Below are 16,085 nucleotides of genomic sequence, written 5' to 3'. Positions count from 1 at the left end.
AATCTTCTTTTCACTCTGACAGATAAGTAACTCTCATGCTAGCAATGAAGCTCATCGGTATCGACGTTGGGGGCACTAACACGCGGGTGCGAGTCGCGGACTCCGAATCGATGGAGGTTGCTGATGCGCGTCTTCGGACCAGAGATTGGTTGAGCCCCGCTGGACTCCACGACCAGGAAGGCGCCAAGGCGCTCCTTTCCCGCGCGTACGAACTGGGTGCGGACCGGCTCGCCGCGCTGACGGTGGGCGCGCATGGTTGTGATTCCGAAGCGCAGACGCGAGCTTTCAAGGAAGCGCTGCAAAGGCATCACGACGGCCCGCTCCTCGTGCTCAACGACGCACTGCTCGTCGGTCCGGCCGCCGGCTTCACGGACGCCGTCGGCATCATCGCCGGTACGGGCTCGAACGTGGTGGGCCGAACCCCGGAAGGCGATCCCGTGACTGCGGGAGGCTACGGATGGATGATTGGAGATCCCGGCAGTGCACCTGGAATCACTCGCGAATCGATCCGGGCCGTGCAACGCGAGCATGACAGGGGCCACCGGCCAGGTCTTCTTGCGGTTCGACTCATGGAGCACTTCGCGACGGACACAATTGACGATCTCTCTCTGATCTTCACTCACCGAGCGTCGATTCACCGGTGGGCCGAGGCCGCACCCGTGGTCTTTACCGCAGCAACTGACGGGTCGAGGCTGGCCCGCGAGGTGATACGCGCCGCAGCCGACGAATTGGCGATAAGTGTTGGAGATGTGCTCGCGCGCCGGGCGAAAGCGGACGCCGTCGTTGCTGCGGGGGGTGTCGTCACGGCTCAGTCGCTTCTGCAGGATGAACTCGCCCGAGCATTGGCAGACCAGGGAATTGATCTCCCGTTCGTGGTGCTACACGACGAACCCGTCGCCGGCGCGATCGCTCTCGCCCGAACTCTTATCTGACTCACACACCCACAATCAAAGGAGAAACTCATGGAAGGCAAGAACCTCAGGCGAGTGCAACGAAGCCTCATTGCAGGTGTCGCGGCAGCCGGTCTGATGCTGACCGGCTGCAGCGTCACCGGCGGCGGTGGCGGCGGCGAGGCCGGTGATGGAACCGGTGAAATCAATGCGCTGTTCATGAAGCAGGCCGGATATTCAGAGGATGACTACGCGCAGATCATCGCCGATTTCGAGGAGGAGAACGGCGGGGATATCACCGTTAATCCGACCTTCGTATCGTACGAGGCCCTGCACGACAAAATCGTCACCTCGGCCCCCGCCGGCACCTATGACGTTGTCTTGATCGACGTGATCTGGCCGGCGGAGTTCGCTTCGAAGGGAATCGTCGCGGACCTCGGCGACAAGTTCCCTGGCGCCTCGAAGGACGAGCTTCTCTCGGGCGTCATCCCGACAGCCGAGTACCAGGACAAGTTCTACGGAGTGCCGAATGGGCCGTCGACGAAGCTCTTCTTCTACAACGAAGACATGATCTCCGAGGTCGGCGCCACAGCGGAGGACCTGGACACTTGGGACGGCGTACTCGCGACGGCCAAGGAGATTAAAGAGGCCGGTATCAGTGAGTACCCGATTGCTTGGAGCTGGGCGCAAGCTGAGGCGCTCATCTGCGATTACGCACAGCTGCTCGGGGCGTTCGATGGGGAATTCACGAACGATGACGGGGAGCTGGTCATCAACAACGAACAGGGAGTCGCCGCCCTGGAGTGGATGAAGCAGACCATCGACGACGGACTCACGAACCCTGCATCGACCACGTTCCTTGAGGACGATGTATCGAAAGCGCTTGCCCAGGGAGAAACGGCGTTCGGTCTGAACTGGGACTCGACGATGCGCGACCTGCAGGATCCGGAGATCTCGACAATTGCCGATGCGGCGGGAGTCCTCGCGACGCCGAAGGGCCCGAACGGTGCTCGCCCCGGCGTGAATGGCGCAATGGCGTACTCAATTACGGCAACTTCGGTGAACCAAGATGCTGCTTGGCAGTTCATCGACTACATGACAAGCGAGGAGACGCAGGAGAAGTACGTCCAGTCATCGCAGCCGAGCTGGAAGGCAAGCTACGAGAAGCCGGAAGTAATCGACGTCAACCCTGAGGTTTTCGCCGTGTCCGAAGAGGCCTACGCCGACTCCATCCTCCGCCCCGCCGTGCCGAACTACTCGACCGTTTCCCAGATCATTCAGGTCGAGCTGCAGAACGCACTCCTCGGCAAGAAGACGCCTCAGGAGGCCCTCGACGACGCGGTCGAGGCCGCGAACGCAGAGTTGGAGGACTAAGACTCCATGGCCGTATCGACCGCATCGGCGCCGCGCAGGAAGCGACGCGACAGCGAAAGGCGACTGGCCTTTTGGTTGTTGCTCCCCGCAGTCCTCGCCGTCTTTGGCGTCATCTTGTACCCGCTGGCGCGCACACTCCTGATCTCGCTATTTGAGGTGAAGTCCGCCGTTGCGGTCGATACCCCGTTCGTCGGCCTCGGCAATTACGTCGAGGCCCTGAGTGCGAGCGGCTTCTGGGGCGCGCTCGGGCGCACACTGTATTTCACGCTCGTCTCGACTTCGATCGAGCTGGTGTTCGGACTCGGGATCGCATTTCTGCTCAACGCAAAAATTCGGGGTCGCTGGCTCCTCCGAGCACTGGTCGTGCTCCCGTGGGCCGTCCCTACGATCGTGAACGCTGCCATGTGGAAGGGCATCTACAACGCGCAGTACGGCGCACTGAACGGTGTACTCAGCCATCTCGGCCTGATCGACAGCTACCAGGCTTGGCTTTCCGACCCGATGACCGCGCTCAACCTCGTCATCATCGCCGACGCATGGAAGACGACACCGCTCGTGGCAATCTTCCTCCTCGCGGGCCTGACCGCGATTCCCAGTGAACTGACTGAGGCGGCGAAGGTCGACCGCGCGGGCGCTTTCCAGCGGTTCTTCTCCATCACGCTGCCGCTGCTGCTGCCCTCCATCGCCCTGGTCCTCGTGCTGCGCACCGTGGAAGCAGTGAAGGTCTTCGACATCATCTACGCGATGACCCGCGGAGGGCCCGCGAACGGTACCCAGACAATTTCCTACTACACGTACGTCACCGCGTTCTCCGAGCAGAACTACGGTCTGGGGTCCGCGATCTCCTTCATCGTCCTCCTCATCATCCTCGTGCTGACAACGGTTTACCTTCGGATGCTGCGCCGATCAGAAATGAGCACCCTGTGAAACAGCAACGTAATCGTCGAATACTCGGCAGCGCGCTGACGTATCTGGCTGCTCTCATCGTCGGGGTCGGCTGCATCGCTCCGCTCGGCTGGCTTGCAGTGGCGAGCATTTCGACCCAGGCAGATATTGTCGCGAAGCCCATGCGCTGGTGGCCCAGCGAGCTGCATCTCGACCGTTATCAAGAGATTCTCTTCGATCCCACTTCATCCGTGGGCGCCTCATTCCGAGCCGCCTTCGTGAACTCCATCGTCGTCGGCGTCGTTACGGTGCTTATCTCCATGGTCGTCGGAATCTTCGGCGCCTACGCTTTCGCACGACTGAAGTTCCCATTCCGCCGCGGGTTCCTCGTGCTGTTCTTAACGACGTACATGCTGCCGCAGATCTCGCTCCTGATCCCGCTGTACATGATTTTGAATTCTCTCAGGATGCTGGACTCGACGATCGGCCTGATTTTGGTCGACTGCTCGCTCGTCATCCCCTTCACACTGTGGATTCTGAGCAACTACTTCATGACCGTGCCGGCCGACCTCGAGGACGCCGCACGGATCGACGGCACCAGTCGACTCGGCGCGCTCTTCCGCATCATCCTGCCCTCCGCGAAGCCCGGCCTCTTCGCAGCTGTGATGTTTGCTTTCCTGCTCGCCTGGGACGAATTCATGTATGCGCTCATATTTACTTCGTCCGACGCATCGAAGACGATACCCGTCGCGATTTCGGAGTTCGCGGGCCGGTACACGACCGATTTCGGCCTAGTGGCGACCGGTGGAGTGATTGCCGCCATCCCGCCACTGATCATCGCACTGATTTTCCAGCGTCAGATCGTCAGTGGTCTGGCCGCGGGCGCAGTAAAGGGCTGACGTCCCGACCTCCGCTTTTCCTTCCCATCGTTTCACCTTCCACCTCAGGAGAACCCATGTCCGATCGCATACCCTTCCATCAGGCCATCCACCAGCAGCCGGAACTCCTCACCCTCGCCGCCTCGGCTATCGCGGCATCGCTGGATGCCGCAGAGCTTCCCCGCTGGAATGCCGGTGACACCGTCGCGGTACTCGCGATGGGCGCGTCGAGCAATTCCGGCCACGCTCTAGTGGCCGCCCTCGCGCAACAGGGTGTCCGCGGCGTGAATCTCACTGCGTCTGAGGTCGCTGCATACCCGACCAACTTCGAACCGGGCGACCATTACCTCGTCGTATCGGAATCCGGGCGCAGCCCTGAACCTATCGAAGCGGCACGCGGTCGTGGTGCTGGACGTCGCATCGCGATCACAAACTTCCCTGATGCCGCCATCTCTGAGGTGAGCGACTACTCGATCGGATACGGCGGCATCGATGATTCTCCCGTGTACACCTCGGGATATCTTTCGACACTTATGTCGTATTCGGCCATCATGCAGGCGGTCGGCCTCCAAGCCGACCTCGACGTCTCCGGTGCTCCGCAGCTGGTGGCCGACCTCCTCACCTATCACCAGGAGCACGTCGAGACGCTCGCTCCGATCTTCGACGGATTAGCAGCCGTCGACATCATCGGCCGTGGGCTGGGTATTTCCTCTGCCACGCAGGGCGCCCTCATGCTGCGCGAAGCCGTGCGTCTCCCCGCAACCGGTTGGGAGACGTACCAGTTCGTGCACGGCCCCCACGAAGTCATCGATACGAAGAATATGCTCATCACCATCGGCGACGGACGCGAGCTCGACGTCGTGCTCCAGATGGCCGATGCCGGAGCGCGCGTATTGGTGATCACAGGTGCGGGAGACGACAAGGTCGCCGCCCTCGCGCATGAGAACGTGTCGGTCGTGCGGGTGCAGCACACCGCCGTCGGCCTCACACGTGTGCTCGAGGAGACCGTCATCCTGCAGCTCATCGTCGATGCCGTCGCACGTCGTCAAGGAATCCCTGTTGAAGGCACGCGCTACCAGCAAGACGATACGAAGCTTCCGATCGCCGAATAACCACCAAAGGAACCGCGCCATGGCAAACGTTACCTACGACAACGTCACGCTGTCTTACCCCGGCACCGACCGTCCCGCGGTGCAGAACTTGAACCTCGAGATCGCCGATGGCGAGTTCCTCGTGCTCGTCGGCCCCTCCGGATGCGGGAAATCCACAGCGCTCCGCATGCTTGCCGGCCTTGAGGAAATTTCCGACGGACGACTCATCATCGGCGAAGCCGAGGTCACACACCTGTCGCCGAAAGACCGGGACATCGCCATGGTGTTTCAAAACTATGCGCTCTATCCCCACATGACCGTCGCGGAGAACATGGGATTCGCGCTCAAGATCGCGAAAGTCGGAAAGGAGGAGCGCCGACAGCGCGTGGAGGCGGTCGCCGAACAACTCGATCTCACCGAATATCTCGACCGTAAGCCAAAAGCTCTCTCCGGCGGCCAGCGCCAACGGGTCGCGATGGGACGAGCCATCGTCCGCGAGCCTCAGGTCTTCCTCATGGATGAGCCCCTTTCGAACCTCGACGCGAAGCTGCGGGTGCAGACCCGCACGCGCATCGCTGCTCTGCAGCGCGAACTCGGAGTCACCACGGTCTACGTGACGCATGATCAGACGGAAGCTCTCACCATGGGCGACCGCATCGCTGTGATGAAGCTCGGGGTGCTGCAGCAGGTGGGCACACCGCGAGAACTACTGGACACTCCCGTGAACACCTTCGTCGCGGGGTTCATAGGCTCGCCCGCTATGAACCTGTTCAATGCGACCGTAGACGCTGATGGGGTGAAGCTCGGTGACCTCACCGTCCCCGTCTCTCGTGCGGAAGGCTCTCCCCTCTCGGCAGACACGGTTACCGTCGGCGTACGACCTGAGGACTTCACGGTCTCCGTGACGGGAGCTCCCGGGCTCTCGGTGCGCGCAAAGCTCGTCGAGGAACTCGGCGCCGACGGCTACCTGTACGGGGAGACGATCATCAATGGTGAGAGCATCGAACTCGTCGTCCGCGTCGATGGGCGGGATCACCCGCAGATCGGTGATGAGGTAACCGTCGCTCCGGTCACGCCGGCTCGCGTCCATCTGTTCGACCCCGTGACAGGCGATCGGATCGGCTCAGCCGGAATACCAGCGCGCGAACTCTGACCGTTGTCGTCTCGAGAGGTGCGCTCGGGCCTCTTCGAGGGCGACCTCGAAGAGCTCACTCAGCGCCTCGACGACAATCGCTTCGCAAGGCGCCACCGGTGAGTTGCCAGGCGCAGCCGACTCAGCCCAAAGAACCCCCGAACTCCGTTGATTTCTCAACGATGTTCGGGGGTTCTGGTGTTATTCGTCTGGCGGAGACGGGGGGATTTGAACCCCCGGTCGAGTTTAACCCCGACCCTTCATTAGCAGTGAAGTCCGTTCGGCCGCTCCGGCACGTCTCCATACGCGAACAACGTCACCCATTCTAACCGGACGACGCTGCCCTGCGGAAATCGGACCGACCGACGCGAGCGGCGCGTCCGGCCGCCATCGCAAACGCACGATCACCGCGCCGGCAGCGCCACCGGCTCAATAGACGGTGCGACCGGCCGAACACACTGCCTGATCCGCCGAGACGCCGGTCACATTGTCCGGAACTCCGCCCTCCGCTGCATCGGCGTCACCCGCCGCGGTGGAATCGTCGGAGGGCGAAGCGCCGTCCGCCGCCGCGGACGAATCATCGACGGGAAGGCCCGTGCTCGGATCAGTCGGGAGTCCGGTGTTGAGGTCGATCGGGAACCCGGATTCCGGGTCGAAGGGATTGCCCGTCGCGGGGTCGATCGGGTATCCGGTGTTCGGGTCGATCGGATAGCCCGTCTCCGGGTCGATCGGATAGCCCGTATTCGGATCGATCTCCGCACCCGATGCATCGCCAGCAGCATCGGCGGTCGCGTCCGCACCCGCGGCGCCCGTCTCATCTTCGGCCTGCACGCCCTCGCCGAGACTCGAGACTTCGAACGGCTGCCCGCTCTTGATCAGCTCGAACAGCGCGTCTCCGCTCGCGTAGTCGGGTGTCAGACGGCCTTCCTGGTACGGATGGCCGAACGACGGGTACTGCACGAAGTTGATGCGGTTCAGGTCGATGTCCTTCACCGTGTTGGCAACTTGCTGCATGAACTCGACACTCGCCATGCCCTTCGACAGGGTCATGTTCTCGACGCCCGCCTTCGCGAGGCTGTACACCTTGACCGGGTTGGAGAGCGTCTCTGCGCTCTTCAGCTGCCGCACCAGCGACGACATGAAGACCTGCTGGTTGCTGATGCGGCTCGTGTCTCCACCGTTGCCGACGCCATGACGCGTGCGCAAGAACTGCAGCGCTTCAAGGCCGACGAGCGTGTTCTCACCCGCGGGCAGATCGAGGTCCGTGTATTCATCCTGAATCGGCTGCGTGAGGCAGACGTCAACGCCACCGATCGCGTTCGAGACCCCGATAACGCCATCGAAGGTGATGAGAGCGGCGTTCGGCACTTCCATGCCGGTCAGCTCGCTAATGGTCTTCGCGACGCAGGGCAATCCGCCGTTCGAGAGCGTCGAGTTCAGCTGCTGCTCGCTCATCGCGGAGTAGTAATCGGGCTCACCGTTCGGGCCGGGGCAGCTCGGGATGGGCAACATCAAGTCACGTGGAAAGCTCACGACGGTCGCGTTCTGGTGATCCGCCGACACGTGCAGCAGCATCGTCACGTCGTTGAGTTCGCCCTCTTCGCCATCGTCGATGGCCTGTCCCGCTCGAGAGTCTGAGCCGACGAGCAGCACCGTGAGTGCGCCATCGACCGTCTCGTCGCCGACCCCGACTCCAACGCCCTCAGCCTCGGTGCCGAGTTCGACCGTGTCGATGCCCTGCACCAAGCCCCACACCGCGTACGCCGCTGTCGCGACGCCGCTCAGACCCACCACGATCACGGCCGTGAGCAGCACGCGCAACGCGTTGCCCCACGAACTCGAACGACGGAGCTTGCCATGCCGCACGAACGTCTGGCGTTCGAGCGTGTCAGCAGGTTTCTTGGTCATTCAGCATCCCAGGATCGCGCGGGCAACCGGAATCGCGCCCGACAGTAACGATTCAATGTACTTGATCGGACTGTACAGGCGCTGGAGAGGAACGAAAGTGCTCGCTCCGTGATTTACCCGGGCGGCGGCGGATCGGCGAGACGTTGCCCGGCAGCAAGAACCCGCGAGGCCCTCGCTCGAGCACCCCGCGGGTTCAGACTTGCGGTTTACGACCTTCGACCGCGTGCCCCACCTCTCACTCGGGCCGTGAGGATCATAAGTCCTCCGGCGAGCAGCAGGCCCAGAGCCGCCAGCGCCGCGCCATCCGCGCCGCCGTCAGTGCCGGTTACTGCGAGCATCGGGGAGGCCTGCTCTACCTGGGGCGGTGCAGAGACCCGCATCGGCGAGCTATACAGGCGCACGATCTGCTTCGCCACTGGCGGACCCGCCTGCGGCTCAGGAGCGGGTGGCTCGGGTGCCGGCGGATTCGGCCCCGCGGGGCAGTCGGCGACCGTGAACGTTGCGCTCGACGATGCCTCGCCAAGCGTCGCCATCACGCTGTACTTGCCGGCACCGGAGAGCGCCATATCAACGGACGCCGATGCGCCTGTGGCCGTGAGCGTCTGGCTCGTATCCTCACCGTTCGGGCTCGTGAGCGAGAGCGTCACTTCGTCGCCCTCGACGAGGCCACCGACCATCACGTGCGCAACGCTCGGGAGTTCGCCGTTCGGTATCGTGCACGCTGCGACGACCACGTCAACGGTGAAATCGCCGGTCGGCGTCGGTCGCGGGCAGTGGGCGAGGGTGACAGTCGAAGAATCGATCACTTCGTCTCCGTGCATCAGCGAGATCGTGTACTCGCCCTCGCCCGCGAGCGGCAGCGAGTACGTTCCATTGCCGTTCACCGAGACGCTCGAGGTCCCGCCCGATTCTCCAGCGATCTCGAGTGAGTAGCCGGCCCCGTCATCCATGAGTGCTGAAGCGTCGAGGAAGCCCGTCACTTCAACGTCGAGGGTCATGGGCAACGGATGATCGAACGGCACGCACGCGAGCTCAGGTACTGACATCGCAGGCTGATCGTGGGGCTCATCGCATCGCTCGATCGTGAAACCAGCGGTGTCGGTGACTTCTCCTCCGGAACTGATAGTGACGGTGTATTCGCCGACCCCGTTTGTCGGTACCGCGTAGGTACCGCTATCCAGAACCTCGACCGTGGCAGTACCGTGCTCCGAGGAGACCGTGAGCGTCCAACTGCCAGATTGTGAAATGCCGCTCACTGTGACCGGGACAGACTCTGGCAGCGGGGCATCGTCGGCGATACACGCGACTGCGTCGATCGCGATTTCCGGAGTGTCCGGATCCGGATCGGGCGTCACAGGATTGCAGCCATTCGCGTAGATCGCCTGCCCTTCGGCATCCCAGTTCTGACCCGGGTAGCTCGCCTCCGAGCCGTGGTGGTTGTAGGTGAACGGGGGAATGATGTCGCGACCATCCTGGTGTCCGATGTGACCGCTCGCGGTACCGTTGGCATTGACGGTTTGCGTAACGTACGGATTCTTCTCGGATCCCGTGGCGTGGCAGAGCGTCACCTTGTTGTGGGGGTTCTCGCTCCCGCCACCTTTTCCGCTCGTCGTGCTCTCGGAGGCTCCGACCGAACGGAGGTCGGACGAGTCTGGCGTGTCCTGAGGCGTCGCCTGACTCGACTCTGCCTGTGCTGCGTTCTGCGCCTCAGCTGCAGCGGCTTCCGCTGCCGCTTGGGCCTCAGCGGCAGCCTGTGCTTCCGCGGCCGCTTGAGCCTCAGCGGCAGCCTGTGTTTCCGCGGCGGCTTGAGCCTCAGCCGCGGCTTGAGCCTCAGCGGCGGCCTGAGCCTCAGCGGCGGCCTGAGCCTCAGCGGCGGCCTGAGCCTCTGCAGCCGCTTGAGCCTCTGCAGCAGCGTCAGCCGCGCTCGTCTCCGACTCACTTGAAGCGGCGACAACGCTCGCTGCGCCGACTCCGTCCGGTTCGGTCGCCGACGCGGCCCCTATGCCGGAACCGAGCGTCAGCGCTACCGCGCCGACGAGTGCAATCGCGAAGCGACTGCGGTTCATTCGAGACGGGGCCCCCTCGCCCGCGACTCGATTTTTTGGATGCATGATTTTCCCGCTTCTCAGGTGCGCGCGGCGCCTGTGAAACCCCTCAGCCGTGCGACTTTGGTCAACCTGATCGGAGGTTAAGCGCGCACTTCTCGGAGCGGATCCGGGGAAATTACGTATCTCTGGGTGACGGCGAAATATTGCCGACTGTTAGACCGCAGGTCGGTCGCCCACTGCACGATTCCGGGTGACCCAGTCGTGCAATTCTTCGCGATTCTCGACGCCGATCTTGCCGAACGCGTGCGAGAGGTGGGTTTCAACGGTGCGGGCGGAAATGCCGAGCCGCGCAGCGATGAAGCGGCTCGTGTGCCCCAGCGCGGCGAGCAGCACGATCTCCCTCTCCCGAGGCGTGAGCCCGGATCCCCGAGGCAGCGGCAACCACACGCCGAGGTCGGCCAGCAATCGGATCTCCGGCTCGTCGGTGACCCGCGGTTCCGCGCCGACTCCCGCACGCAACCGCTCTAAGTGACCGAGGAACGCGGCGGAAACTGCCTCGTCGATGTGGCCGGAAAGCTCGCGCGCGCGTGCGAGATCCGCCGCCGCCACCGCGCCCTGTTCGACCGCGCGGAGGTGCAACGCCATTAGTTCAATGAGTGGAAGATCCTGCTCAGCCGCCCAAGCGGCGAGGTCCGACGCCTCTTCGATAACGCTGGGATCGTGCAGCCACTGACGAGCTCGGAGCGCCAGTACCCTGCGGTGCCCACTGAGCGCCATCGCGATCCCTCGCCCCGGCGATTCCGAGGCCGCGAGCGCCTTCAGCGCCTCATCTCGCTCGCCCATCACGGCAGACGCGAGCGCGAGTGCGGCGTACACGAGCGGCGCGAGCGTGTAGGGGTCGCTCACCTCGAGGTGGTCCACGAGGCGCTCAGCGCTCAGCGCGGCCTCCGCCCAGCGTCCCTCCTGCACGGCGAGCAACACCGCTCCGCTCTCGAGCAGCCCGGAATAGTTCGCCTCCGCATGGACCTCGGCAGAGGCCTCCCGGGCGAGGTCGTCATACACCCGCCTGGCGCTCTCGCGGCTACCGCTCACCCAGTACCCGAGCAACCAGCAGAAGCCCTGCACGTCGATGAGGTCGGCTCGAGCGCGCGGCCCGAGCCTGCTGAGCAGGCGCGCGTACTCCGCGTTTGAAACGGCATCGTGCAGGGCGCCGCGTTGCTCCAGCACCAGCGTGGCGAACGCCCGGCCCGGAGACCGCGCCCACTCGATCCGCATATCGTCGGAGAGTTCGAGGGGCGGGCAGGCGTCAGCGGCTTCGCGCAGTCGTCCCGCGTAGGCGAGAGCCTGCACCCGGGCACTCCGCACCATCTCGAGCCCCGCCGCGTCATCAGTTCGCGCCTCGATGTCGTCCAATGTACGGAGCGACGCGTCGATGTCGCCTCCGTCGCGCACCTCCTCGCGCACGAGCTTGAGTTCGAGCCCGATCCGGAGGGTCAGTGGGATCTCCTCGCTGCGTGTGGGGTCGGCGAGCAGCTCACCCACCCGCGCGAGGGCGGCTCGGCGAGACGCATGGTCTCCGAGCAATCGTGACAGCCGCGCTGCTCGGAGCGCCGCCGTACCGGCCTGGGCACCGGTCGCGTCAGGGTGCCCGGACACCTCGCGGGCGAGCCGCAGCATCACGTGCGGGTCGCCGCCGTGCGACATGGCCTCGAAGGCGCTCCACAACCACCGGAGGGGCAGACGGCGCCCGGCGGCGATCCCGAACATGACCAACCGGAGCAGTCGCTCGGTATCCAGGGTCGGGTCCCGATCTCCTTGATCGGCGTGGAGCAGACTGAATATAGAGTCGTCGAGCTCGATGCGCCGCATAGGCGACATTGACGAGCGGAGCGAAGCGGCGAGGAGCGGGTGCGCAATAGTGATCGCCTGAACGCTGCCGCGGGCCTGCGGAACGATCAGTGCGCGCTCGAATAGTGACGCGAAGACGGCCGTCTCGAAGCTGCGCAGCAACGCGGTCTCAGTAACGGGCTCGGCTTGGGCGATGAACTCGAGCGCGCGCCACTCCTCAGGGCTGCAGGTCGCAGCGAGCAACTGCGCGTACTCACCGGTGACCGCGGCATCCCGTCCGACCTCCCATGCGGTGCCGCGGCTGCGCCGCACGCGTCCCTCGCGATCCGCACCGATAGCGAGCACCGCAAGCGCGTACCCGTTGCCCTGGGACGCATGATGCCAGCGTCGCAACGTCGCGGGCTCGATTCGGTCGACGCCGAGGAGGGCGCACAGCATTCCGCCGCTCTCGTCAAGGTCGAGCGGCCCCACCCCGATCCGGCGCACGTGCGGGCCCCCGCCGATGTGCTCGATTGCGCTCGAAAGCTGCCGCGCCGTGGCGATCACTCGGTATCGACCCGAGCGCACGAGCTGACCGAGCACGTGGAGGTCATGCGGGGAGTATGCATCGATATCAGGGGCAACGAGGATCACCGGAACTCCGCCGAACCGCTCGTCCAGGGCCTCGGCAACACTTGCGGCCTGCGTCAGAAACCCGTCGTCCGGCGTTTGCGGGGAAAGCACCGGCAAAGACGCCGTCTCGGGGAGCACCGTGTCAGCAACTGGCAGCGCCCCGATGTCGCCCGAACCCGCGTCGGTCGTCGGAGGCGCGAGCGGAAACACCGAGGCGACCCCGCTCCCCGCTCGCGGTGGCCTCGGAAACGCGCACACGACCAATCGCGAGCCGGCCTTATCCGCCAGCTCATGCGCGGCCTGCTCCGCGATGTACGCCTTGCCGTTGCCGGCTTCTCCGTAGAGGATCGTCATCGAGCCCTCAGGTCGTACCGCCTCGACGACATCCTGAAGCCGATGGCGCGGCGCGACGATCGAGCTGATGCTCAATCCGTCGTTCCGGCGCTGCGCCTTCATGACGCTCCCTTCGGCACTCGGGGGTCCGAGGCACGTGCCCAGATTCTCGCCCGCACCCCCGACTTTGGCAACCCTCTCGTCGGTAGGCTGGACAGTATGCGCATCGCCACTTGGAACGTGAACTCGATTCGTACTCGATTCGGACGCGTCGTCGATTGGCTCGTGCGAGAAGACGTCGACGTGCTCGCGATGCAGGAGATCAAGTGCAAACCAGAGCAATTCCCGCTCGCCGCCTTCGAGCAGGCGGGGTACTCGGTCGAGATCCACGGCCTCAATCAGTGGAATGGTGTCGCGATCGCGAGTCGCCACGAGATGACCGACGTCGCCCGCGAGTTCAGCGGTATGCCGGGGTTCGGCAAGCCGGTGAAAGGCCAGGAGGCGGTTCAGGGCACAGGACCGAACGGGCTGCCCCTGGAGGCCCGCGCGCTCGGCGTGAACGTCGGCGATCTTCGTCTCTGGAGCTTGTACGTTCCGAACGGGCGTTCACTCGAGGATCCGCACTTCGCCTATAAGCTCGAGTGGCTCCAAGCGCTGCGTGAAGATGCACGCGGCTGGCTCGAGGAGGATCCGCACCTCCCGCTCGCGCTGATGGGTGACTGGAACATTGCGCCGCTCGAGGGCGACATGGGCGACCCCGCCTTCCGCGTCGGCGTCTCGACGCACGTGTCCCCCGCAGAACGCTCGATGTTCGCGTCGTTCGAGGAGGTGGTGAGCGACGTGGTGCGCCCGATCGTGCCTGAGGGCTTCACATTCTGGGATTACCAGGCCGGCAAGTTCCCGAAGAACCAGGGCATGCGGATCGACTTCATCATGGGTTCCCCCGCCTTTGCCGATGCGGTGACCGGTGCCTCAATCGCGCGCGAAGAGCGCAAGGGCGACGCTCCGAGCGACCACGTGCCGGTCGTCTGCGACATCGATCTCGACCTGCTCGGCGGCACCTTCGACGACGACTACGATCGTCCGATGGTGTTCTGAGCTGAGCAAATCTGCGCCCCAGAACGCTCGAAGTAGACTGGCGGGCATGGCTGAAACCTTGCGTCTTGCTTCCGTCAACGTCAACGGCATTCGCGCCGCATTCCGCAAGGGCATGGGGGAATGGCTCGAATCCCGCGACGTCGATGTGCTGGCGTTGCAGGAGGTACGGGCCGATGACGCGCACCTCACCGAACTGCTCGGCGATGGGTGGCACTTCCTGCACGACCCCTGCCAGATCAAAGGTCGCGCCGGCGTCGCGATCGCGAGCCGGATCCCGGCGACCGCGCACCGCGTGGGCCTCGGCGCCCTCGACTCGCAGGAGGAGATCCAGTCGTCCGGTCGCTGGCTCGAAGCAGACTTCGATCTGGGCGGCACCCCCCTCACCGTCGTGAGCAACTACACGCACTCCGGTGAGGTCGATACGCCGCGGCAGGAAGCCAAGTGGGCCTTCCTCGAGGCGATGGGTGAGCGCATGCACGAGCTGGCCGACGACCGCGAACTCGTCGCGATCGTCGGTGACTTCAACGTCGGGCACCGCGAGCTCGACATCAAGAACTGGAAGGGCAACGTGAAGCGTGCCGGGTTCCTCCCTCGCGAGCGCGCCTACTTCGATCGCTTCTTCGGAACCGCGGGCGAAGCCGTCACCGGCGTCGACGGCAGCGACGGCACGGGCTTCGGCTGGGTCGATGTGGGGCGCCGCTTCCACGGCGAGGTCGACGGTCCCTACACGTGGTGGTCGAACCGTGGCCAGGCGTTCGACAACGACACCGGTTGGCGCATCGACTACCAGGTCGTCACGCCCGCACTCGCGGAGCGCGTCGTGAACTACACAGTGGATCGCGCGCCCTCGTACGATACCCGCTGGTCCGACCACGCCCCGGTGGTCGTCGACTACCGCGTCTGAGCGTCCGAGCATGCGGCGCCCCGTGATCCGCCGCCGAAATCAGCAACTCTTCACACCGCAAGGAATTTCCATGAGCACCACCACCAAACCCGTGCTGTTCTCGGGCATGCAGCCCTCGAGCGACTCGCTGCAGCTCGGCAATTACATCGGCGCACTCAGCCAGTGGACGCAGATGCAGGAGGACTTCGACGCGTTCTTCTGCGTCGTGAACCTGCACGCGATCACCGTGCCGCAGGATCCCGCGGAGCTCGCTGCGCGCACCCGCCGCACGGCCGCGCAGTACATCGCCGCCGGCATCGACCCCGAGAAGTCGACCCTCTTCGTGCAGTCGCAGGTACCGGCGCACGCCGAGCTCGCGTGGGTGCTCAACACCGTCACCGGCTTCGGCGAGGCGAGCCGCATGACGCAGTTCAAGGACAAGTCGCAGAAGAACGGTGCGGATGCAGCTTCGGTCGGCCTCTTCACCTACCCGATCCTCATGGCGGCCGACATTCTGCTGTACCAGGCGGCAAGCGTGCCCGTCGGTGAGGATCAGCGCCAGCACGTCGAGCTCACCCGCGACCTCGCCGCTCGCTTCAACTCTCGCTACGGCGACACCTTCATGGTGCCCGAGGCGCAGATTCCGAAGGGCACGGCGAAGATCTACGACCTGCAGGAGCCGACCGCGAAGATGTCGAAGTCTGCCGAGACCGAGGCCGGGCTCATCAAAGTGCTCGACCCCGCGAACGTCACCAAGAAGAAGATCATGCGCGCTGTGACCGATGCTGACGGTGAGATCCGCTTCGACCGCGAGGCGAAGCCGGGTGTCTCGAACCTGCTGACGATCTACTCAGTGCTCAGCGGTCGTTCGATCGCGTCGATCGAGGAAGAATACAGCGGCCGCGGCTACGGCGACCTGAAGAAGGGGCTCGTCGAGGTGGTCGAGGGGAGCCTCGCTCCGGTGCGCGAGCGCACGGAAGAGCTGCTGGCGGATCCGGCTGAGCTCGACCGCCTCCTCGGTCGGGCCGCCGATCGCGCGAACGAGGTGGCGAACCGCACCCTCGACCTCGTCTACGAGCGGATGGGCCTGATCCGCTAACTCGAC

12 protein-coding genes and 1 tRNA gene are annotated in these 16,085 nt (G+C 64.4%); 9 read left to right on the top strand and 4 right to left on the bottom strand.

Features of this window, described 5'->3' with window-relative positions:
• Positions 1-35: 35 nt before the first annotated feature.
• Genes WFH00_RS08200 through WFH00_RS08175 form a run of 6 tightly spaced genes read left to right on the top strand, consistent with a single transcriptional unit; the run spans position 36 to position 6,271 of the window.
• Complete coding sequence (locus tag WFH00_RS08200; protein WP_336660307.1) at positions 36-932, top strand: BadF/BadG/BcrA/BcrD ATPase family protein; 897 nt, start codon at positions 36-38, stop codon at positions 930-932.
• A gap of 30 nt (positions 933-962) precedes the next feature.
• Entirely contained in the window at positions 963-2,264 is a 1,302-nt protein-coding gene (locus WFH00_RS08195) for an extracellular solute-binding protein (protein ID WP_336660305.1), read from the top strand.
• 6 nt (positions 2,265-2,270) lie between these two features.
• Complete coding sequence (locus WFH00_RS08190; RefSeq protein WP_336660303.1) at positions 2,271-3,191, top strand: carbohydrate ABC transporter permease; 921 nt, start codon at positions 2,271-2,273, stop codon at positions 3,189-3,191.
• Positions 3,188-4,048, top strand: coding sequence for a carbohydrate ABC transporter permease (locus WFH00_RS08185; protein ID WP_336660301.1), 861 nt, complete (start codon positions 3,188-3,190; stop codon positions 4,046-4,048). The genes WFH00_RS08190 and WFH00_RS08185 overlap by 4 nt, the downstream gene beginning before the upstream one ends.
• Positions 4,049-4,104: 56 nt before the next feature.
• A complete protein-coding gene (locus WFH00_RS08180; protein WP_336660299.1) occupies positions 4,105-5,139 on the top strand; it encodes an SIS domain-containing protein in 1,035 nt (344 codons plus the stop codon).
• A gap of 19 nt (positions 5,140-5,158) precedes the next feature.
• Positions 5,159-6,271, top strand: a complete 1,113-nt coding sequence (locus tag WFH00_RS08175) for an ABC transporter ATP-binding protein (RefSeq protein ID WP_336660298.1) — start codon at positions 5,159-5,161, stop codon at positions 6,269-6,271.
• A 189-nt stretch (positions 6,272-6,460) separates the two neighbouring features.
• Here the strand turns inward: WFH00_RS08175 and WFH00_RS08170 are convergent.
• The 4 genes from WFH00_RS08170 to WFH00_RS08155 all read right to left on the bottom strand — a co-directional run bounded on the left by WFH00_RS08170 (position 6,461) and on the right by WFH00_RS08155 (position 13,122).
• Positions 6,461-6,552: transfer RNA gene (locus tag WFH00_RS08170), tRNA-Ser, on the bottom strand.
• A 127-nt stretch (positions 6,553-6,679) separates the two neighbouring features.
• Positions 6,680-8,158 carry an LCP family protein gene (locus tag WFH00_RS08165; protein WP_336660297.1) on the bottom strand — a complete coding sequence of 493 codons (1,479 nt, stop codon included), beginning with the start codon at positions 8,156-8,158 and terminating at the stop codon, positions 6,680-6,682.
• Positions 8,159-8,364: 206 nt separating this feature from the next.
• Positions 8,365-10,224, bottom strand: coding sequence for a hypothetical protein (locus tag WFH00_RS08160; RefSeq protein WP_336660296.1), 1,860 nt, complete (start codon positions 10,222-10,224; stop codon positions 8,365-8,367).
• Between the two features lie 195 nt (positions 10,225-10,419).
• A complete protein-coding gene (locus WFH00_RS08155) occupies positions 10,420-13,122 on the bottom strand; it encodes a LuxR C-terminal-related transcriptional regulator (protein ID WP_336660295.1) in 2,703 nt (900 codons plus the stop codon).
• 96 nt (positions 13,123-13,218) lie between these two features.
• Between WFH00_RS08155 and WFH00_RS08150 the strand changes: the two genes are divergently transcribed.
• The 3 genes from WFH00_RS08150 (at position 13,219) to trpS (ending at position 16,079) form a co-directional block, all read left to right on the top strand.
• Positions 13,219-14,097 carry an exodeoxyribonuclease III gene (locus WFH00_RS08150; protein WP_336660294.1) on the top strand — a complete coding sequence of 293 codons (879 nt, stop codon included), beginning with the start codon at positions 13,219-13,221 and terminating at the stop codon, positions 14,095-14,097.
• 46 nt (positions 14,098-14,143) lie between these two features.
• Positions 14,144-15,001 (top strand): exodeoxyribonuclease III, encoded by an 858-nt coding sequence (locus WFH00_RS08145; RefSeq protein ID WP_336660293.1) that lies wholly within the window; start codon positions 14,144-14,146, stop codon positions 14,999-15,001.
• Positions 15,002-15,071: 70 nt separating this feature from the next.
• Positions 15,072-16,079, top strand: a complete 1,008-nt coding sequence (gene trpS, locus WFH00_RS08140; RefSeq protein WP_336660292.1) for a tryptophan--tRNA ligase — start codon at positions 15,072-15,074, stop codon at positions 16,077-16,079.
• Positions 16,080-16,085: the final 6 nt, after the last annotated feature.

The sequence above is a fragment of the Leucobacter sp. USHLN153 genome, assembly GCF_037145615.1.
In the GTDB taxonomy this organism is placed as follows: domain Bacteria; phylum Actinomycetota; class Actinomycetes; order Actinomycetales; family Microbacteriaceae; genus Leucobacter.
The sequence above is the reverse complement of the archived record's forward strand: the minus strand, read 5'-3'. Positions and strand labels throughout refer to the sequence as shown.

What these genes read in the sequence shown, in the direction of transcription:
- WFH00_RS08200 (WP_336660307.1), top strand. Translation starts at nt 36, where the DNA reads ATGCTAGCAATGAAGCTCATCGGTATCGACGTTGGGGGCACTAACACG.
- WFH00_RS08195 (WP_336660305.1), top strand. Translation starts at nt 963, where the DNA reads ATGGAAGGCAAGAACCTCAGGCGAGTGCAACGAAGCCTCATTGCAGGT.
- WFH00_RS08190 (WP_336660303.1), top strand. Translation starts at nt 2,271, where the DNA reads ATGGCCGTATCGACCGCATCGGCGCCGCGCAGGAAGCGACGCGACAGC.
- WFH00_RS08180 (WP_336660299.1), top strand. Translation starts at nt 4,105, where the DNA reads ATGTCCGATCGCATACCCTTCCATCAGGCCATCCACCAGCAGCCGGAA.
- WFH00_RS08175 (WP_336660298.1), top strand. Translation starts at nt 5,159, where the DNA reads ATGGCAAACGTTACCTACGACAACGTCACGCTGTCTTACCCCGGCACC.
- WFH00_RS08165 (WP_336660297.1), bottom strand. Translation starts at nt 8,158, where the DNA reads ATGACCAAGAAACCTGCTGACACGCTCGAACGCCAGACGTTCGTGCGG.
- WFH00_RS08160 (WP_336660296.1), bottom strand. Translation starts at nt 10,224, where the DNA reads ATGAACCGCAGTCGCTTCGCGATTGCACTCGTCGGCGCGGTAGCGCTG.
- WFH00_RS08155 (WP_336660295.1), bottom strand. Translation starts at nt 13,122, where the DNA reads ATGAAGGCGCAGCGCCGGAACGACGGATTGAGCATCAGCTCGATCGTC.
- WFH00_RS08150 (WP_336660294.1), top strand. Translation starts at nt 13,219, where the DNA reads ATGCGCATCGCCACTTGGAACGTGAACTCGATTCGTACTCGATTCGGA.
- WFH00_RS08145 (WP_336660293.1), top strand. Translation starts at nt 14,144, where the DNA reads ATGGCTGAAACCTTGCGTCTTGCTTCCGTCAACGTCAACGGCATTCGC.
- trpS (WP_336660292.1), top strand. Translation starts at nt 15,072, where the DNA reads ATGAGCACCACCACCAAACCCGTGCTGTTCTCGGGCATGCAGCCCTCG.